General features: G+C 74.9%; 9 protein-coding genes. 4 read left to right on the top strand and 5 right to left on the bottom strand.

What is annotated here, in order from left to right; translation table 11 throughout:
• Nucleotides 1–2: 2 nt before the first annotated feature.
• Together AACH11_RS21980 and AACH11_RS21975 are read right to left on the bottom strand one after the other, a co-directional pair.
• Complete coding sequence (locus AACH11_RS21980; RefSeq protein ID WP_341376424.1) at nt 3–617, bottom strand: hypothetical protein; 615 nt, start codon at nt 615–617, stop codon at nt 3–5.
• Between the two features lie 93 nt (nt 618–710).
• Nucleotides 711–4,028 (bottom strand): hypothetical protein, encoded by a 3,318-nt coding sequence (locus AACH11_RS21975; RefSeq protein WP_341376423.1) that lies wholly within the window; start codon nt 4,026–4,028, stop codon nt 711–713.
• 214 nt (nt 4,029–4,242) lie between these two features.
• Here AACH11_RS21975 and AACH11_RS21970 point away from each other — a divergent pair, with 214 nt between their 5' ends.
• The 4 genes from AACH11_RS21970 (at nt 4,243) to AACH11_RS21955 (ending at nt 9,979) form a co-directional block, all read left to right on the top strand.
• The gene (locus tag AACH11_RS21970) at nt 4,243–5,301 is read left to right on the top strand and encodes a hypothetical protein (RefSeq protein WP_341376422.1); all 1,059 of its coding nucleotides are present in this window, start codon (nt 4,243–4,245) and stop codon (nt 5,299–5,301) included.
• Between the two features lie 150 nt (nt 5,302–5,451).
• Nucleotides 5,452–6,246, top strand: a complete 795-nt coding sequence (locus AACH11_RS21965; RefSeq protein WP_341376421.1) for an ABC transporter ATP-binding protein — start codon at nt 5,452–5,454, stop codon at nt 6,244–6,246.
• A gap of 8 nt (nt 6,247–6,254) precedes the next feature.
• Complete coding sequence (locus AACH11_RS21960; protein ID WP_341376420.1) at nt 6,255–8,642, top strand: ABC transporter permease; 2,388 nt, start codon at nt 6,255–6,257, stop codon at nt 8,640–8,642.
• Between the two features lie 98 nt (nt 8,643–8,740).
• On the top strand, nt 8,741–9,979 hold the full coding sequence (locus AACH11_RS21955; RefSeq protein WP_341376419.1) for an efflux RND transporter periplasmic adaptor subunit: 1,239 nt from the start codon (nt 8,741–8,743) through the stop codon (nt 9,977–9,979).
• 16 nt (nt 9,980–9,995) lie between these two features.
• On the opposite strand, the gene AACH11_RS21950 is transcribed toward AACH11_RS21955, so the two are convergent.
• The 3 genes from AACH11_RS21950 to AACH11_RS21940 are packed head-to-tail and all read right to left on the bottom strand — an operon-like array spanning nt 9,996 to nt 16,299.
• Entirely contained in the window at nt 9,996–12,197 is a 2,202-nt protein-coding gene (locus AACH11_RS21950) for a PAS domain-containing sensor histidine kinase (protein ID WP_341376418.1), read from the bottom strand.
• Nucleotides 12,194–15,523 carry a bifunctional diguanylate cyclase/phosphodiesterase gene (locus tag AACH11_RS21945; protein WP_341376417.1) on the bottom strand — a complete coding sequence of 1,110 codons (3,330 nt, stop codon included), beginning with the start codon at nt 15,521–15,523 and terminating at the stop codon, nt 12,194–12,196. Before AACH11_RS21945 ends, AACH11_RS21950 begins: the two co-directional genes overlap by 4 nt.
• Entirely contained in the window at nt 15,520–16,299 is a 780-nt protein-coding gene (locus AACH11_RS21940) for a biliverdin-producing heme oxygenase (RefSeq protein WP_341376416.1), read from the bottom strand. The genes AACH11_RS21945 and AACH11_RS21940 overlap by 4 nt, the downstream gene beginning before the upstream one ends.
• Between the last annotated feature and the right edge of the window lie 140 nt (nt 16,300–16,439).

The raw sequence follows: 16,439 nt of genomic DNA, 5'->3' as shown, positions 1-16,439 counted from the left end.
CCTCACTGCATGCTCTGGATGCCGAGCTTGTAGACCTCGGCGGCCAGCTCGGACTGGGCCTGGGCGCCCTTGACCTGCTGCCACTGCGCGCGGTTGTTGTTCATGCTGGTGCTCACCGCCTGCTCGACCACGCGCTTGGCCATGCCCTCGTCGAGGCCGACCAGCACGAACATCGTGCCGTCCGGCGCATAGGCGGTGCGGTAGACGCGCGAGCCGACCAGCGTCTCGGCCGTGATCGCGTTGGCCGTGCTGCTGGCGACCTGGTCGACCGTCTCGCTCTTGCCGCTGCCGGTGGTGGCGACATGGGCCTTCACGCCCGCCGTCACCATCGTCTTCATGCGCTGGGCCAGGCGCACGCGGCCCGACAGCGTGGCCTGGTCCTGCTGGAAGGCGGCGCCGGCGGCGGTCTTCTGGTAGGAGCCGGCCTCCCAGACCGCCACGCCATCGAGTGCGCCCTGGCCGCAGACCCAGATCGGCGCCTTGGCGTTCGACTGCGGGAACACGCAGTCGGGCTGCTCCTCGATGCGGGTCTGCTTGAGCGGGTTGCTGCCGCAGGCGGCGACGAGCAGGGCGGTGGCGACGACGGCCAGCGAGGCGGGGCGGAACGGACGGGTCATGGCGACTCCTGGGGCTGCGGGCCTGGACGGCCCGTTCGGGTGGATGCGGGGTGACGGGGGACTGGGACGCCGGCGGCGTGCCTCAGGGCTGGATCAGGGCTGGATGGCGAGCGCGAAGTCGGGCACGCCCTGGGGCGCGACGGTGACCGCCGACTGGCGGCCCTGGGTCAGCTGCTTGACCCGGTCGGTGATGTAGTAGTCGAGCATGCGGAAGGTGATGCGGCCGGTGCGTGCCTCGTCGGCCTTGCCGCTCAGGCCCTCGACCAGGGATTTGGTGAAGGCGCCGTTGCCCCAGGCCGGGTTCTCCAGCGCCTGCTGGCGCCCGGTCGAGGCACTGAAGACGACCACGCCGGCATCGTCGCTGGCCAGATCGTTGATGACGGCGCTGACGTCGGGCTGCTGCGGCTTCTTGCCCGCACCCAGCACGTTGGCGGAGTGGCAGGTGTCGATGAAGAACAGCGCCTTGCCGGCCAGGTTCTCGGTCGCCGACTTGAACTGCTTGTGGCTGATGGCGCTGGCGCCGACCTTGGCGAAGTCGAAGTCGTGGGTGATGAAGACATAGCCGGCCTGCGGATCGTTCATGCCGTGGCCGGCGACGAACAGCATGCCGACGTCGTGCTGCGTGACCTCGCGCTGCAGCCACTCCATGCCCTTGGCGATCGCCTCGCGCGTGCCCTGGGCGTCGGTCAGCAGGCGGGTCTCGACGCTGCGGTAGAGCCGGCCTTCCTGGCGCTTCATCGCGGCGGTGAAGTCGGTGGCGTCCTTGGCCGGCAGGTTCAGCGCCGGCACGTCGGCCGAGCGGAACTGGCCGACGCCGATGGCCAGCACGTACAGCCGCGGCTTGCGCAGGCCCTGGGCCGAGGCGGCGGCCAGCGCCGCGGCCGGGCTGGTGGCGACCTGGGCGAGCGTGCCGGCGGCCTGCGCGGTGGTGGCGGCCGCCGCACCGGTGGCCGCCGCGGCGGCGGTACCGGCCGTGGTCGCGGCGGCGGCCACGGTGCCGGCCGCCACCGTCCCGGCCACACCGGCCGCCGCGGTCACCGCACTGCCGCTCTTGGGCGCGGCCGCCGGGGGCGTGCCTGCCGCGGCACCCGCGCCGGTCGGCGGCGCCGCGGTGACCATCGCCGCCGCCGTGCCCCAGGGGATGCGCACCGTCATCGCCGCCGAGGTGCCGTGGCGGTTGTCGGCCAGCAGCTGCAGCTGCTGCGGCCGGCCGGCGAACTGCACCCGCACCTCGCGCAGCTCGCTGCCGGGCTCGCCGGCCACCGGGCGTGGCGCGCCGACGGTCTCGATGCGGGCCGGCCGGCCGTCGGCCCGCGCGCGCAGGCCGCTGACCGGCGCCCGCGCGTCGCTGCGCAGGCGCAGCACCAGGCGGGCCTCGCCGCCCTGGCCGTCGGCCGCCGGCGTGACGGCCGGTGCGGCGCCTTCGAGCTGCAGCAGCGGCGGCAGGCTGGCCGACAGCGTGGTGGCATCGGCGGCCGGTGCACCGGTCTTGCCGGCGGCCGCATCGGCCTGCTGCACGGCCTGGGCCAGATCGCGCAGCGCCAGCACGCGGTCGATCACGTCGGCGCGGCGGAAGCGCTCGCGCAGCGTCCACATCGGATGGAAGTCGGCGGCCGCGTCCAGGCCGCGGTTCAGGTGCCAGCCCAGCAGCTCCTCGGCGCCGGGGGCGGCGTCGAACTGGCCGCCGGGCGTCCACAGCACCCAGCGCTTGCGGTCGGCATGCGGAAACAGCGCCAGCAGCTCGGCGCCGTCGCGGCCGCGGTACCAGCGGATCACGCCGTCCTGGCCGGCCGTCACCAGCAGTTCGCCGCCGGCCGTGATCCGGGCCGCCCAGACGAGCGCCGGCGCACGCACCTGCCACACGGGCTGGCCGCTGGCGGCGTCGAACAGCCACAGCTTCGCGTCGGTGCCGAGCGCGAAGCGCCGGCCGTCGGCCGAGAAGGCCAGGCTGCGCGCCGTCTCCAGCTCGCCGATCGGCAGCGGCTGACCGCCGTACTGCGGCTGGCGCTGGTTCTCCCAGCCGTCGACCGTGCGGCCGTCGTCGGCCTGCAGCCGCGGCGGGGCGAAGGTGGCCGGTGGCGTGCCGGCGGACGGCGCGGCGCCGTCGGCGGGCACCGCGCGCAGCACCCGGCTGGCAAGGTCGAACTCGTGCATCGCCTCGCGGAAGCCGAACCAGAAGCGCACTGCCCGGCCGTCCTCGCTGACCTGGAACTGCCGCGCCAGGCTGTTGAAGCTGGCCAGCGGCGAGTGCCCGCGGGGCTGGACCTGCCCGGCCGGATCGACGAAGCCCCAGGCCGGCTCGCCCGACAGGTAGAGCACGCGCTGGCCCGGCAGCGTGGCCAGCGCCAGCACCGAGGCGCCGGCCACCGGCCGGTCGGCGAACTGCTGCCAGTCCTTGCGCGGCCAGACCCGCAGCTGCCAGCGGCCGCCCTCGCGGTGCGTGCCACCGCCCCACAGCTCCTGCCCGTCCGGGCTCCAGGCCAGGCTGGAGAACACCGACTGGCCGTCGGCGGCCGGCGCCGGCCGGCCCACCAGCTGCAGCGACTGGCCGTCGAGCACCAGCACCTGCGGCGAGTCCTCCAGACCGAGGGCGATCAGCTGCCCGTCGGGCGAGAAGCGCACCTGCGCGATCTGGCGTCCGCCCTGCGGCCGGGCCACGCCGGCCAGCGTCAGGCGGCCGCCATCGACGTTGTAGACGCGCAGCCGGCCGTCGATCGCCCCGGCGGCCAGCACCCGGCCATCGGCGCGGAAGTCCAGCGCGTAGAGGCTGCCCGCGTAGTCGGCGTCGTGGGCGATCGGGCGGCCGCTGGCGTAGTCGAAGGTCTTGAGGCCGCCGTCATCGCCGAGACCGACGGCCAGGGTGCGGCCATCGGGCGTCAGCGCCAGCGTGACCACCGGCAGCGCGCTGCCGACGTCGATGCGCCGCAGCATGCGGCCACTGGCACGCTCGAACACGTAGACCGCGTTGCGGCCGTCGAAGCCGGCGCCACTGCGCCCGGCCACGGCCACGGTCGAGGCATCGGGGGCGATGGCCACCGCCTGCAGCCGGCCCTCGGCGGCCAGCGCGCCGCCCTCGGCGATCGGCGGGCGCAGCACCGGGCCGGCCGCGCCATCGGGCAGGCGCCAGCTGCGCGCGGTCTTGTCGTCGGAGACGGTGACGGCCCACTGGCCGGCCGCATCGACGGCCACCGCACGCGCCAGGTTCACGTGCATGCCGGCTTCCAGCCGCAGCAGTGGCAGGGCGGGCGGTGCGGCGGCCTGCACCGCCGGCGCCAGCAGGCCCCACAGCGACAGGCCGCACAGCCACAGACCGCACAGCAGCAGCCCCGCCCGCCCGGCCCCCACGGCCGACAGGACGATCCGGATCCAGGAGCGGCGGCGGACGGCGCCGGAGGCGGCGAAGGGGCTCATGCGTGCGGCGCGGCGGGACAAAAAAATCATTCTAGGCAGCGGGTTCCACGGCAGGATGACACGGATCATGCGGCCGCCCGCGCTTCATCCTTTTCCCTGCGGATGTCGCGGCAGGCGTCCGTGGCGGGGGTCCTGGGCGGCTCCTAGACTCGTCGGCATGACCGCGATGGACGATACATCGACGCCGTGCCCGCACGGCCCCCGCCACTCCCCGATGGCCGGCCCGCACCGGCGGCCCCTGCCGACCTCGCCACCGGCCTCACGTCCGGCCTCAGGTCCAGCCTCAGGTCCGGGCCGGGCGCTGGCTTGGCTGGCGCCCTGGTCGTCGCTCGTGCTGATGGTCGTGCCCGGGCCGGCGTGGGCCGATGTCGCCCATGTCGAGCGGGCGGTGCTGATGCTGCGCGCCGGCTGCCAGATCGAGCAGGCCCGGCTCGATCTGGACCCGCGCGATGACGGCCGCCTGTGGCTGTCGCTGTCCGAGGGGCCGGCGCTGCGGGCCCGCGTCAGCCTGGTGCATGCCGACGTCCAGGCCTTCACCGAGCGCACGCTGAAGCTGCAGGGCACGCAGTCGCTGCAGGCCAGCGGCTGCATGGGCCAGGCCGTCAACCGCATCATCGGCAGCCTGCTGAAGCTGCCGCCGGACGTCGCCTCGCTGCCGTTGAGCGTGCCTGTTCCTTCGCCCGCGCCCGCGCCTGTTCCCGTGCCCGCCGCGCCGCCGGTGGCCGCCGTGCCGCCGCCGCCCGTCGAGACGCCGCCGGTGGTCGCCACCGTCCAGCCGGCACCGGCGGCGCCGCCGCCAGCCACCGGCGAACGCGTGATCGACAGCGGCCCCTTCCGCTGGACCTTCGAGCCGGTGGTGGTGCAGTCCGCCGAGCCCGGTCGCCGCAACCTGGTGCGGGCCGATCTCGGCATCGAGCTGCGCAACACCGGTGAGGTGCCCTTGCGCGTGGCCTTGACCCACCCGTGGCCGGCGCTGCATGCCGATGGCGGCCTGCGCCTCGACAGCGAGTGGGGGCAGCTCAGCGGCCTGCCGGTCGAGCACGACCACCAGCCCTCGCGCTGCGGCGACCATGCCGAGCGCTACCTCGAACTGCGGCCGGGCCAGGCCGTGCACCTGGCCTGGCGCCACCGGCTGGACCTGGGCGACCGCGACCTGCCGGCGATGGCCTGGATGCGGGTGGCCGCGCAGCTGATGGTGCGCGATCCCGCGGCGCGCCGCTGCTGGCTGGAGCAGGTGCCGTCCGAGCGGCTGTCGCTGCGGTCACTGCGCTGAGCTCGGCGCACCGCACCGCAGGCCGGGCGCTCCGCGCAGGCGTCCGCCCGGCGTGACGGGCCGCCGGCCGAGGCCCTCCGCACACGGCCGCTGCATCCGCCTTGACCGTCCTCAAGGCGGCCACGGACGGACACGGCGAGCATCGCGGCCATGGAAGTCTCCGGCTCCGCCGTCGACGGCAGGCCCGTCACCGGCGCTCCTCCCGCATTCGCACCTGCATCCGCCGCCACCCCCGTCTTCACGGCCCGGGGCCTGGCCAAGACCTACCTGGCCGGCGATGTGCCGGTGCCCGCGCTCAAGGGGGCGGATCTGGACATCCGGCGCGGCGAGCTGGTCGTGCTGCTGGGCCCGTCGGGCAGCGGCAAGAGCACGCTGCTGAACATCCTGGGCGGCCTGGAGACGGCCAGCGCCGGCACGCTGGACTACGACGGCCCCGGCCTCGGGCGCCTGCGCATGACCGAAGCGGATGACGCTGCACTGACGCGTTACCGGCGCGAGCACGTCGGCTTCGTCTTCCAGTTCTACAACCTGATCCCGAGCCTGACCGCGCGCGAGAACGTCGCGCTGGTCACCGACATCGCCACCGATCCGATGCCGGTCGACGAGGCGCTGGAGCGGGTGGCCCTCGGCCACCGCGGCGACCATTTCCCGGCCCAGCTCTCGGGCGGCGAGCAGCAGCGCGTGGCCATCGCGCGGGCCATCGTCAAGCGGCCGCAGGTGCTGCTGTGCGACGAGCCCACCGGCGCGCTCGACATCGCCACCGGCCGCCTGGTGCTGCAGACGCTGGCACGCATCAACGCCGAGCTGGGCACCACCACGCTGGTGATCACCCACAACGCCGCGATCGCCGAGATGGCCGACCGCGTGCTGCTGATGGGCGATGGCCGCCTGCAGCGCGAGACCGTCAACGCCCGGCGCAAGAGCGCCGACGAGCTGCACTGGTGAGGCGGCGGGTGAAGGCCCTCGACATCAAGCTCTGGCGCGATCTGCGCCTGATGTGGAGCCAGGCGCTGACCATCGCGCTGGTGGTGGCGGTGGGCATCGGCGGCTTCCTGATGTGCCTGTCGGCGGTGCACAGCCTGGAGCGGGCGCGCGATGACTTCTATGCCGAGGCGCATTTCGCCGATCTGTTCGCCACCGTCAAGCGCGCGCCGCGGTCACTGGTGGCCCCGCTGCTGGCCACGCCCGGCGTGGCCGATGTGCAGCCGGGCATCGAGCAGATCGTGCGCATCAGCCAGGACGGCAGCAGCGATCCGGCGCTGGGCCGGCTGATCGGCCTCGACCCGCGCGTGCCGCGGCGGCTCGACCAGGTGCGGCTGGTCGAGGGCCGCTGGCCGGCCGACGGGGGCGGGCGGCTGGAGGCGCTGGTCTCGCGCGGCTTCGCCCAGGCCCGGGGCCTGGCGCCCGGCAGCCAGGTCTCCGCCCTGGTCAACGGGCGCCAGCGCCGGCTGCACATCGTCGGCATCGCGCTGTCGCCGGAATACATCTTCGCCGGCCTCTTCGGCAGCCCTGACCAGCGCGGCTTCGGCGTCTTCTGGCTCGACGAGGACGCGCTGGCCGCGGCCTGGGACATGGCGGGCGCCTTCAACACCCTGGCCGTGCGCCTGGCGCCGGGTGGCGCGCGCGATGCCGACGGCGTGCTGCCGGGTGAGGCGGCGGCCATCCGCGCCCTCAGCGCGCCGCTGCGGCGCTATGGCGGCGCGCCGCCCTACGGCCGCGAGCACCAGGCCTCGCACCAGATGCTCGACAGCGAGATCCGCACCCAGCGCCTGCTGGGCACGGTGCTGCCGCTGATCTTCCTGGCGGTGGCCGCCTTCCTGATCAATGTCGTCGTCTCGCGCCTGGTGGCCACGCAGCGCGAGCAGATCGCCGCGCTCAAGGCGCTGGGTTACGGGGATGCGCAGATCGCCGGTCACTACCTGAAGCTGGTGGCGGTGATCATCGCCCTCGGGGCGCTCGGCGGCGTGGCCCTCGGCCACGGCCTGGGCCGGCTGCTGCTGGGGCTGTACGCGCAGAACTTCCACTTCCCGCGTCTGGTGCTGCACGTGCCGGCGGCGCTGGTGGCGCTGTCCTGCGGGCTGACGCTGGCCGCCGCGCTGGGCGGCACGCTGTCGGCCATCCTGGCCACGGTGCGGCTGAGCCCGGCGGCCGCCATGCGCCCGCCGGCGCCCGGGCGCTACGGCCCCACGCTGGCCGAGCGCCTGGGCTGGCGCCGGCTGAGCCCCGGCCTGCGCATGATCCTGCGCAACCTCGAACGCCGGCCCTGGCGCTCGGCCGTCAGCGTGATCGGCGTGGCCGCGGCGGTGGCCATCGTGATGATGGGCCACTTCTTCCGCGATGCGATCGACGGCATCGTCGACACCGAGTTCGGCCTGAAGATGCGCAGCGACGTCTCGGTCTGGCTGACCGAGGCCGATGACGCCGGCATCGACCGTGCGCTGGCCCGCCTGCCCGGCGTGCTGGCCGTCGAGCCGACGCGCTTTCTGGCCGTCACGCTGCGCCACGGCCACCGCAGCGAGCGGGTGCAGCTGCGTGCCGGGCCCGCGGATCCGGCGCTCTACCGCATCGTCGATCTCGACGGCCAGGCCCAGCGCCTGCCCGGCGACGGCCTGGTGCTGACCGACCGCCTGGCCGACAAGCTCGGGGTGCGGCCAGGGCAGCCGCTGCTGGTCGAGCTCGACAGCGGCCCGCGGCGCAGCCTGGTGCTCGGCGTGGACGGCACGGTGCGCGAGGCCATGGGCCTGAACGCCTATGCGCGGCTGGACGCGTTCAACCGCGCCACCGGCGAGCCGCCGGCGCTGGCCAGTGGCTACACCGTCACGCTGCTGCCCGGCAGCGAGCCCCGCTTCCTGGAGGCCACGCGTGGCCTGCCGGCCATCAGCGGCGCCTTCAGCAAGGCCAGCATGCTGCGCAACATGCAGGAGGTGACGGCGCGCAACCTCCTCATCATGAGCGGCATGCTGACGGTCTTCGCGGCCGTCATCGCCGTCGGCGTGGTCTACAACAACGCGCGCATCGCGCTGGCCGAGCGGGCCTGGGAGCTGGCCAGCCTGCGGGTGCTGGGCTTCAGCCAGGGCGAGGTCAGCTGGCTGCTGCTGGGCGAGCAGGCGCTGCTGATCGCGCTGGCGCTGCCGCTCGGCCTGCTGGCGGGCCTGGCGATGGTGCACGGCACCGCCGCCGCGCTGACCAGCGACCAGTTCCACTTTCCCGCCATCGTGCAGCCGCGGACCGCGGCCCTGGCCGTGCTGACCGTGCTGCTGGCGGCCGCCGGCACCGCCGCCATCGTGCGCCGGCGCATTGCCCGCATCGACATGGTCTCGGCCCTGAAGACCCGCGAATGAGCCCGGCCCCGATCCGTCGTCCTGCAACCCCGTCCGGTGGGCCGCCCGCGGTGGCCGCCGGTCCTGTCCGAGAGGCGGGCCCGCGCCCGCGCTGACCCATGTCGATGACCTTGCGCAAGCGTGCCGTGCTGGCGGCCGGCGGTCTGGCCCTGGTGGCCGCACTGGCCTGGGCCTTCAGCCCCCGTCCGCTGGCGGTGCAGACCGCCGCCGTCACCCGCGGCCTCTACGAGCAGGCCATCGAGGAAGACGGCCGCACCCGCCTGCGCGAGCGCTGGGTGCTGAGCGCCCCGGTGGCCGGCCGTCTGCAGCGCATCACGCTGCGCGAGGGCGATGCGGTGGCCGAGGGCGACACCGTGGCCTGGCTGCAGCCCGGCGCCGCACCGCTGCTGGACGCCCGCACCGAGCGCCAGAACCGTGCCCAGCGCGAGGCCGCCGCGGCCGCCGTGCAGCGTGCGCTGGCCACCGAAGCCCAGGCCCGCACCGCCCGCGAACAGGCCGAGCTGGCCGAGCGGCGCAGCGCGCAGCTGGCCGCCCAGGGCTTCGTCTCGGCCACCCAGCGCGACGCCGACCGGCTGAACACCCATGCCGCCCGTCAGGGCCTGGAGGCCGCCAGCGCGGCCGTGCGCATGGCGCGCGAGGATCTGGTCCGCGCCGAGGCCGCCCTGGCCCCGCCCGCGGCGGCGCTGCCGCTGAGCCGCGCCGGCGGCCAGGCGCCGCTGCGTCTGCGTGCGCCCCACGGCGGCCAGGTGCTGGCCGTGCCGCTGACCAGCGAGACCTCGGTGGCCGCCGGCACCGCGCTGCTGGAGATCGGCGATCTGCGCCAGCTGGAGGTGGTGGCCGAGCTGCTGACCGCCGACGCGGTCCAGGCCCGCGCGGGCGCGCCCGTGCAGATCGACCGTTGGGGCGGCGAGACGCCCCTGCGCGGCCGGGTGCGCCGCGTCGAGCCCGCCGGCTACACCAAGGTGTCGGCGCTCGGCGTCGAGGAGCAGCGGGTCAAGGTGCTGATCGACATCGATCCCGATCAGCCCGCGGCCGCCGCGCTGGGCGATGGCTGGCGGGTCGGCCTGCGCATCCTGACGCTGCGCCAGACCGATGCGCTGCAACTGCCGGTGGCCGCGCTGTTCCCGCGGCCCGATGCACCGGATCCCCAGGGCCGCGCGATGGCCGTCTACACCGTCGATGCCGAGGGCCATGCCCGTCTGCGCCCGGTCACGCTGGGCGGGCGCAACGGCCAGCAGGCCTGGTTGCGCGACGGCCTGGCCGCCGGGGCGACGGTGATCGTCTATCCGCCGGCCGGGCTCACCGAGGGCGCGCGGGTGCAGGCGCGCACGCCGTGAGGCCGGCGCGGCCCGCTCAGCCCGGGCCCGCCAGCGGCAGGGTCAGCGTGAAGGTCGATCCCACGCCCAGCTCGCTGCACACCTCGATGCGCCCGCCCAACTGCTCGGCCAGCGTGCGCGCGATGTAGAGGCCCAGGCCGGTGCCCTGGGTGGCACCGTCCGGATCGACGCGGTAGAACTTGGTGAACAGCCGGCTCATCATGGCCTGGCTCAGGCCCACGCCCTGGTCCCGCACGGCGATGTGCGCGCAGCCCTCCGCCGGGTCGAACGTCAGCGTCACCGTCACCCGGTCGCGCGAGTACTTCAGCGCGTTGCTCACCAGGTTCAGCAGGATCTGCGTGAGCTTGGCGCGGTGGCTGCGCACCACCAGCGGCCGCGGCGCGGGCCGCAGCTGCAGCCGGTCGGCCGCCTCGGGCGTGGCCAGCGTGCGCAGCACGTCCTGCACCTCGGACTCCAGCGCCAGGTCCTGCAGCACCAGCGGGCCGCCCTGGCCCTGGGCCTCGATGCGGCTGACGTCGAGCAGGTCGTTGAGCAGCTGGCTCAGCCGCAGCGACTGGTGGTGGATGCGGCCGATCAGCTCGCGCTGCACGTCGGGCGCGACGGCTTCGGTCAGCAGCAGGCCGGCGAAGCCGCGGATGCTGGTCATCGGCGTGCGCATCTCGTGGGCGGCGGTGGCCAGGAACTCGCGCTGCATCTGGTGCAGCTGGGTCTCGGCCGTCACGTCGCGCAGCACCAGCAGCATGGCCGCGCTGCGGCTGTCCTGCTGGATGCGGCGCAGCTCGATCACCCGCTCACGGGGCTGGCGCACCGGCCACTGCAGCCAGCCGTGGCGCTCCAGGCCGGTTTCCAGATCCGGAGCGCCTTCGTCGGCCAGCGCGGCCAGCGCCTCGAAGCACTTGCGCCGCGTCAGGCCCACCAGGTACAGGCCGGTCAGGGTCTTGACGGCCGCGTTCTGCAGGCAGACCCCGCCCTGCTCGTCGAAGGCGATCAGGCCGTTGGGGTTGTCGTGGTGGACGGCGTGCAGCATCGCCGACTGCTGGGACAGCCGCGCGATCAGCTCCCGGCTCTCGGTCACGTCGGCCAGCACGGCCACGACATGGGTCAGCAGGCCGTTGTCGGGGTCGTGGAAGGGGGTCAGCGTGAACTGGGCCCAGTAGGGCGTGCCGTCCCGGCGGTGGCTGGCCACCACGGCACCGGCCGCGCGTCCCTCGCGCAGGGCCTGGTCCAGCGTGGCCGCGCCCTCCTGGCCGTTGGGAATGCCGGTGAAAAAGCGCAGCGAGCGGCCGAGGATCGCCGACTCGTCATAGCCGGTCAGGCGGCAGAAGCTGCGGTTGACCAGCACCATCGGGTGCCGCGGCGACATCGCGTCGATCACCACCACGCCGGCCCCGGTCAGGTCGAGGGCGCGCTCGCGGATGTGCTGCAGCTGCTGCTGCCGCACATTGGTGGTGATCTCGCTGAAACAGGCCTCCCAGCCGCCGGCCGACGGGCCGTCGCCGGCGTGCCAGTGCAGCGCGCTGAACTCGATCCAGCGCAGGCTGCCCGGCTGCGGCCGCAGCGGCATCGGCTGACGGCGGTCCAGGGCGTCGAGCGTGCCGGCCCGTGCCCGGGCCAGCAGCCCTTGCCAGGTGCCGACGGCCTGGGGGGCCAGGGCATCGGCCAGCGGCCGGCCGATGCAGGCCTCGGGCGCCAGACCGACGACCGCGGCCCAGGGGCCGTCGATCTGCAGCAGGCGGGCCTGGGCGTCGAGCCGCAGGCGCACCGGGCGGCGGTCGGCATCGGCATCGGCCCCGGTGGCGATCTCGGTGTCGGTGTCCGCCAGTTCGCCGCGGTGCTCGATCGCCGCCAGCGGCGTCAGCGTGACCAGGGCCTGCACGCTGCCGTCGTCGGGCGCTGCGTCCGGCGCTGCGTCGGCCGGTGCTTCCGGTGGCCCCGGTGGCCGGACCGGCGGGCTGGTCGACAGCAGCAGCTCGACCGCCCGGCCGGTGGCATCGGGCAGGCGGATCGGCCAGGCGTTGCTGCTGCCGGCGCGCATCAGGTCCAGCAGGCGCTCGACGCACAGCGCCGGCAGGCCGGCCTCGCGCAGGGCCTCGTCCAGGCGGCCGTGGGCGGGCAAGCGGCCCAGCAGGCTGCGGCCCGCATCGCGCTGCAGCAGCCGGTAGTGGCCGTCGGGTGCCAGCTGCAGCCACAGCACGGCGGGTGCGGTCTGCACCTTCATGAGGGCTCCTGCGTCGGCGGCCAGGCGGTGGCCGGGCCGAACAGCCGGCCCTGGAAGTGCGGGCAGTCCTGGGCCATCAGCCACTGGTGCTCGCCGTCGAGCTCGACGCCCTTGGCCGTCACCTCCAGCCCCAGGCTCTGGCCGAGCCGCAGCAGGGCCCGGCACAGCGTCTGCCGCTCCGGATCGTGGTCGACGCCCTGCACATGGCGCCGGTGCAGCTTGAGCGCCTGCAGCGGCAGGCGCTGCAGCAGGCTCAGCGGCGTGCCGCCCTCGCCGAAGTCGTCGACGGCCAGGCGCACGCCCAGCGCCCGCAGCGCGTCCAGGATCTCGCCGAGGCCGGCGTGCAGGCCGTTGACGCGGCCGTCGTCCTGCGGCGGGGTCTCGATGAGCTCCAGCTCCAGCCGCGGCGCCAGCGCATCGTGCTGGCGCAGCACGCGCTCGACGAGCGCGACGAAGCGCGGGTGCTGCAGCTGGCCCAGGCTGACGTTGACGCAGACGGTCCAGTCGCGCGTGGCGGCCGACCGCTGCCAGCGGCCCAGTTGCTCACACGCGCTCTGCAGCACGAAGGCCGCGATGTCGTGGCCCAGTCCGGCGCGCTCGGCCTCGGGCAGGAAATCGGGGGCCGCCAGCAGCCCGCTGTCCGGGTGATGCCAGCGCAGCAAGGCCTCCTGGCCGATGGTGCGGCGCTGGCGGTCGACCACGGGCTGGTAGTGCAGGGCGAGCTGGCCATCGGCCATGGCCTGACCGAGCTGCTGCAGCCGCGTCTGGCTGGGGGTGGGCGTGGCCTCCTGCGAGCGGGCCAGGCGCCAGTTGTTGCGGCCGGCCCGCTTGGCCTGGTACATGGCCTGTTCGGCCAGACGCATCAGGTCGTCCGCCAGGTGCCAGCTGGCGCCGTCGCGCAGCAGCACCACGCCGAGGCTGGCCGTGGCCGACCAGCGCAGGCCCGAGAGCTCGTAGTCGCGCGCCACGCGGGCCAGCACGTCACGGGCCAGGGCCTGGGCGCTCGCGGTGGCGGCGGCCACATCGGCCGGCAGCCCGGTGATCAGCAGCGCGAACTCGTCGCCGCCCAGGCGGGCCAGCGTGTCCTCGCGCCGGGCCAGGCTGGCCAGATGGCGCGCGACCTGGCGCAGCAGCTCGTCGCCCTGGCCATGGCCGGCGGTGTCGTTCAGGGCCTTGAACTGGTCGAGGTCCAGGTAGAGCAGGGCGCCGTTCTGGCCGAACTGTTCGGCCGTCGCCAGCGCCTGCTGCAGGTGGTCGAGCAGCAGGCCGCGGTTGGCCAGCCCGGTCAGCGCATCGTGAAGGGTCAGTCGTTGCAGATCGCGCGCGGCGGCCTTGCGCTCGTCGATCGGGCGTTCGATGGCCACCCAGTGCGTGTACCAGCCGTGCTCGTCGGCGACCGGCGCGATGGTCATCTCGACCCAGAAGGGCTCGCCGTCCTTGCGGTAGTTGATCAGCTCGGCGCTGCAGGTCTTCCAGGCGGCCAGGTCGTCGTTCAGGCGGGCGACCACGCGGCGGTCGGTCTCCGGGCCCTGCAGCAGGGCGGGCGTGCGGCCGATGACCTCCTCGCGCGCATAACCGGTGACCTCGGTGAACGCCCGGTTGACGTAGAGGATGCGCTGGCCCGGGTCCTCGCCGTCACGGGTGTCGGTGATGACGACCATGTCGTTGAGCCGCTCGATGCACGAGCCCAGCATGCGCAGGTCGTTCTGCATCGTGCGGCCGCGGTGCAGCAGCACGGCCTCGGCCAGGGCCTTGGCGATGTCGTGGGCGTCCTCGACCTGTTCGTCGCTCCAGGGCTCGCTGCGTCCGCCCAGCATCTGGGTCCAGCGGTCGAACGAGGCGCGCGGCCCCAGCACCACCTGGCCGTCGGCCGTCACCACCTCGGTCTTGGCCGGCGCACCGGCCCATTGCACCTTGCGCGGCTGCTCGTGGCGCAGCAGCATCAGCACCGCACCCTTGAGGTTGGGCAACCGCACCGCCAGGGCGCCCGACCAGGGCCGCCACGCGGCGGCCAGCGCGGCGCCGGCCGGACCGGACAGCGCATCGCAGTGCCAGGCCGGCGGGCCGGTCCCGACGTCCGGCGCGGTCGCTCCGGCGCTGGGCGCGGCCGGTGTGCTCGCCTGCAGCACCCAGTCCAGCAGACCGGGCGGGACCTGGGGCCGCAACAGCCAGGCGTCGTCCAGCCGCAGGCCGACGGCGTCGACCTCCAGCGCCGTGCACAGCCCGGGCAGGGCGGTCCGCAGCGCGGCGTCGAGGTCGGCCGCGGCCGCCACCTCGCGGATCACCCGGGTCAGGGCGGTGCGCAGCGCCTGCTGGCGCTGCATGCGCGTGTGCAGCAGCAGGGCGTCCAGGCGCGCCAGCGTCAGCTCGGCCACCAGCGTGCACAGCAGCAGGGTCAGCCGGCGCAGCTCGTAGGGCGGCGCCTTCGGCGTGCGGTGGTGGCAGGCCACCATGCCCCAGAGCTCGCCGTCCTTGAGCAGCGAGATCGTCATCGTCGCCCGCACCCCCATGTTGTCGAGGTAGCGCAGGTGCATCGGCGAGGGCTGGCGCAACAGGCAGTGGCTCTGGTCCAGCGGGCCGTCGGCCGGCTCGGTGGCCTGCAGCGTCACCGGTTCGGCCTGCACGTCGGCGATCACCCGCAGCAGGTTGCTGCGGTAGAGGGCGCGGGCCTGCGGCGGGATGTCACTGGCCGGAAAGCGCAGGCCCAGGAAGCGCTGGTCGAGGCCCGGTGCGGCCGATTCGGCGATCACCTCGCCGCTCCAGTCCGGCAGGAAGCGGTAGATCATCACCCGGTCGTAGCTCGACAGCAGGCGCATCTGCTCGGCGCAGCCGTGCAGGAAGTGGTCGAGCGTCTGCTCCCGGTCCTGCCGGCCGAGCAGGCGCATGGCCTGCTGCAGCTGCGCTTCCTGCGCGCGCAGGGTCGCCGCGTCGTGCTGCGGGCCGTTGGTCCAGGGCAGCACCTCGATCACCACCAGTGGGCCGACGCCGTGGGTGCTGATCTCCCAGGCCGAGGCATCCAGGCCCGCGCGCGGCCGCAGCCGCAGCGCCAGCGGGGTGGACGGCCCGTCGGCCACGCTGTCCAGCAGCCGGGGCAGATCGTCGACGGGGCCCTCCAGCAGCTCGTGCAGATGGCTGGGGGGCGGGGCGTCGGCCGGCCAGTCCAGCAGACGGTCCAGCGCGCCGGTGTGATGGCGCAGGCGGCCGTCGGTGCGCGCCACGGCCAGCAGCAGGCCGTGCGGCTGGCACTGGCCGAGCGTGTGGATGCGCTCGCGGGCGCAGGCGTCGAGCGCGGCGTCGTCGACGCGGTGAGGCTCGTCGGCGCTCATGCGGTGGCGCCGGTCTGCCGGGCCTCGCGGGCGCCGGCCGCGTGGCCTGCGGGGTGGGCCTGCGCCGGAGCTGACAGGCCGGGCGGCGGCAGCGGGCCGTCGAAGTGGGTCGCCAGCCAGACGAAGACCGCCCGCGCCGCCTCCGTCGCCCGCTGCAGATCGGCGGGATCGGCCAGGCGGGCATCCGCCGCCTGCTGCCAGCGCGTCCAGCTCAGGGCCTGCTGCTCACCGGACGCGAAGAAGCGCACCGCCGGGGCCAGGTCCGGCCCCAGGCGCTGCAGCAGGCGGCGGGCGATGACCTGGCCGCCCAGCGCGGCGCCGCGCAGCACATAGGCCCAGCCGAGCGCGCCGGCCACGCTCTGGGGCGCGGCCAGCGTGGGCAGGCCGGTGGACGGGCCGGCGGAGGAGCCGGTGAAGGTGCCGGTGAAGGTGCCGATGGATGTGCCGGTGGATGTGCCGGTGGACAGGCCGAAGCCGGGGTCTGATCCGGCCGGTGTCCGGGCGGCGGCCGGCAGCCGGGCCTCCAGCCACGCCAGATCGGCCCGGCCGATGGCCGTGCGCGGCGCGGGCAGCAGCTGGCCCAGGGCGCGGGCATGGGGTGCGCGGTCCAGCGTCCGTTCCAGCGGCCCCCAGGCCTGCAGCCAGTGCGCGAGCAGCGCCCGGTAGCGCACCGCGTTGAGCGCCGGATCGTCCAGGGCACGGGCCAGGGCCGATCCTTCCAGGTGCCGGTGCTCCGGCAAGGTCAGGTCACGCAGGTGTCGGGTCGGGGCGGACATCGTGGAGGGCGGTCAGGGCAGCCGGACGGGAGCGGACAGGGCCGGGCAGGCCCGGTGCGGTACGGCGGGGACGGCGGGGACGGCGGGGACAGCGGGGACGGCGGATGAACGGCGTGCCGCACGGCGCATCCGATCGGGCC

Source organism: Pseudaquabacterium rugosum (genome assembly GCF_038066575.1).
GTDB classification, from domain to species: Bacteria; Pseudomonadota; Gammaproteobacteria; order Burkholderiales; family Burkholderiaceae_C; genus Pseudaquabacterium; species Pseudaquabacterium rugosum.
This window is presented reverse-complemented; position numbering and strand designations above follow the sequence as displayed.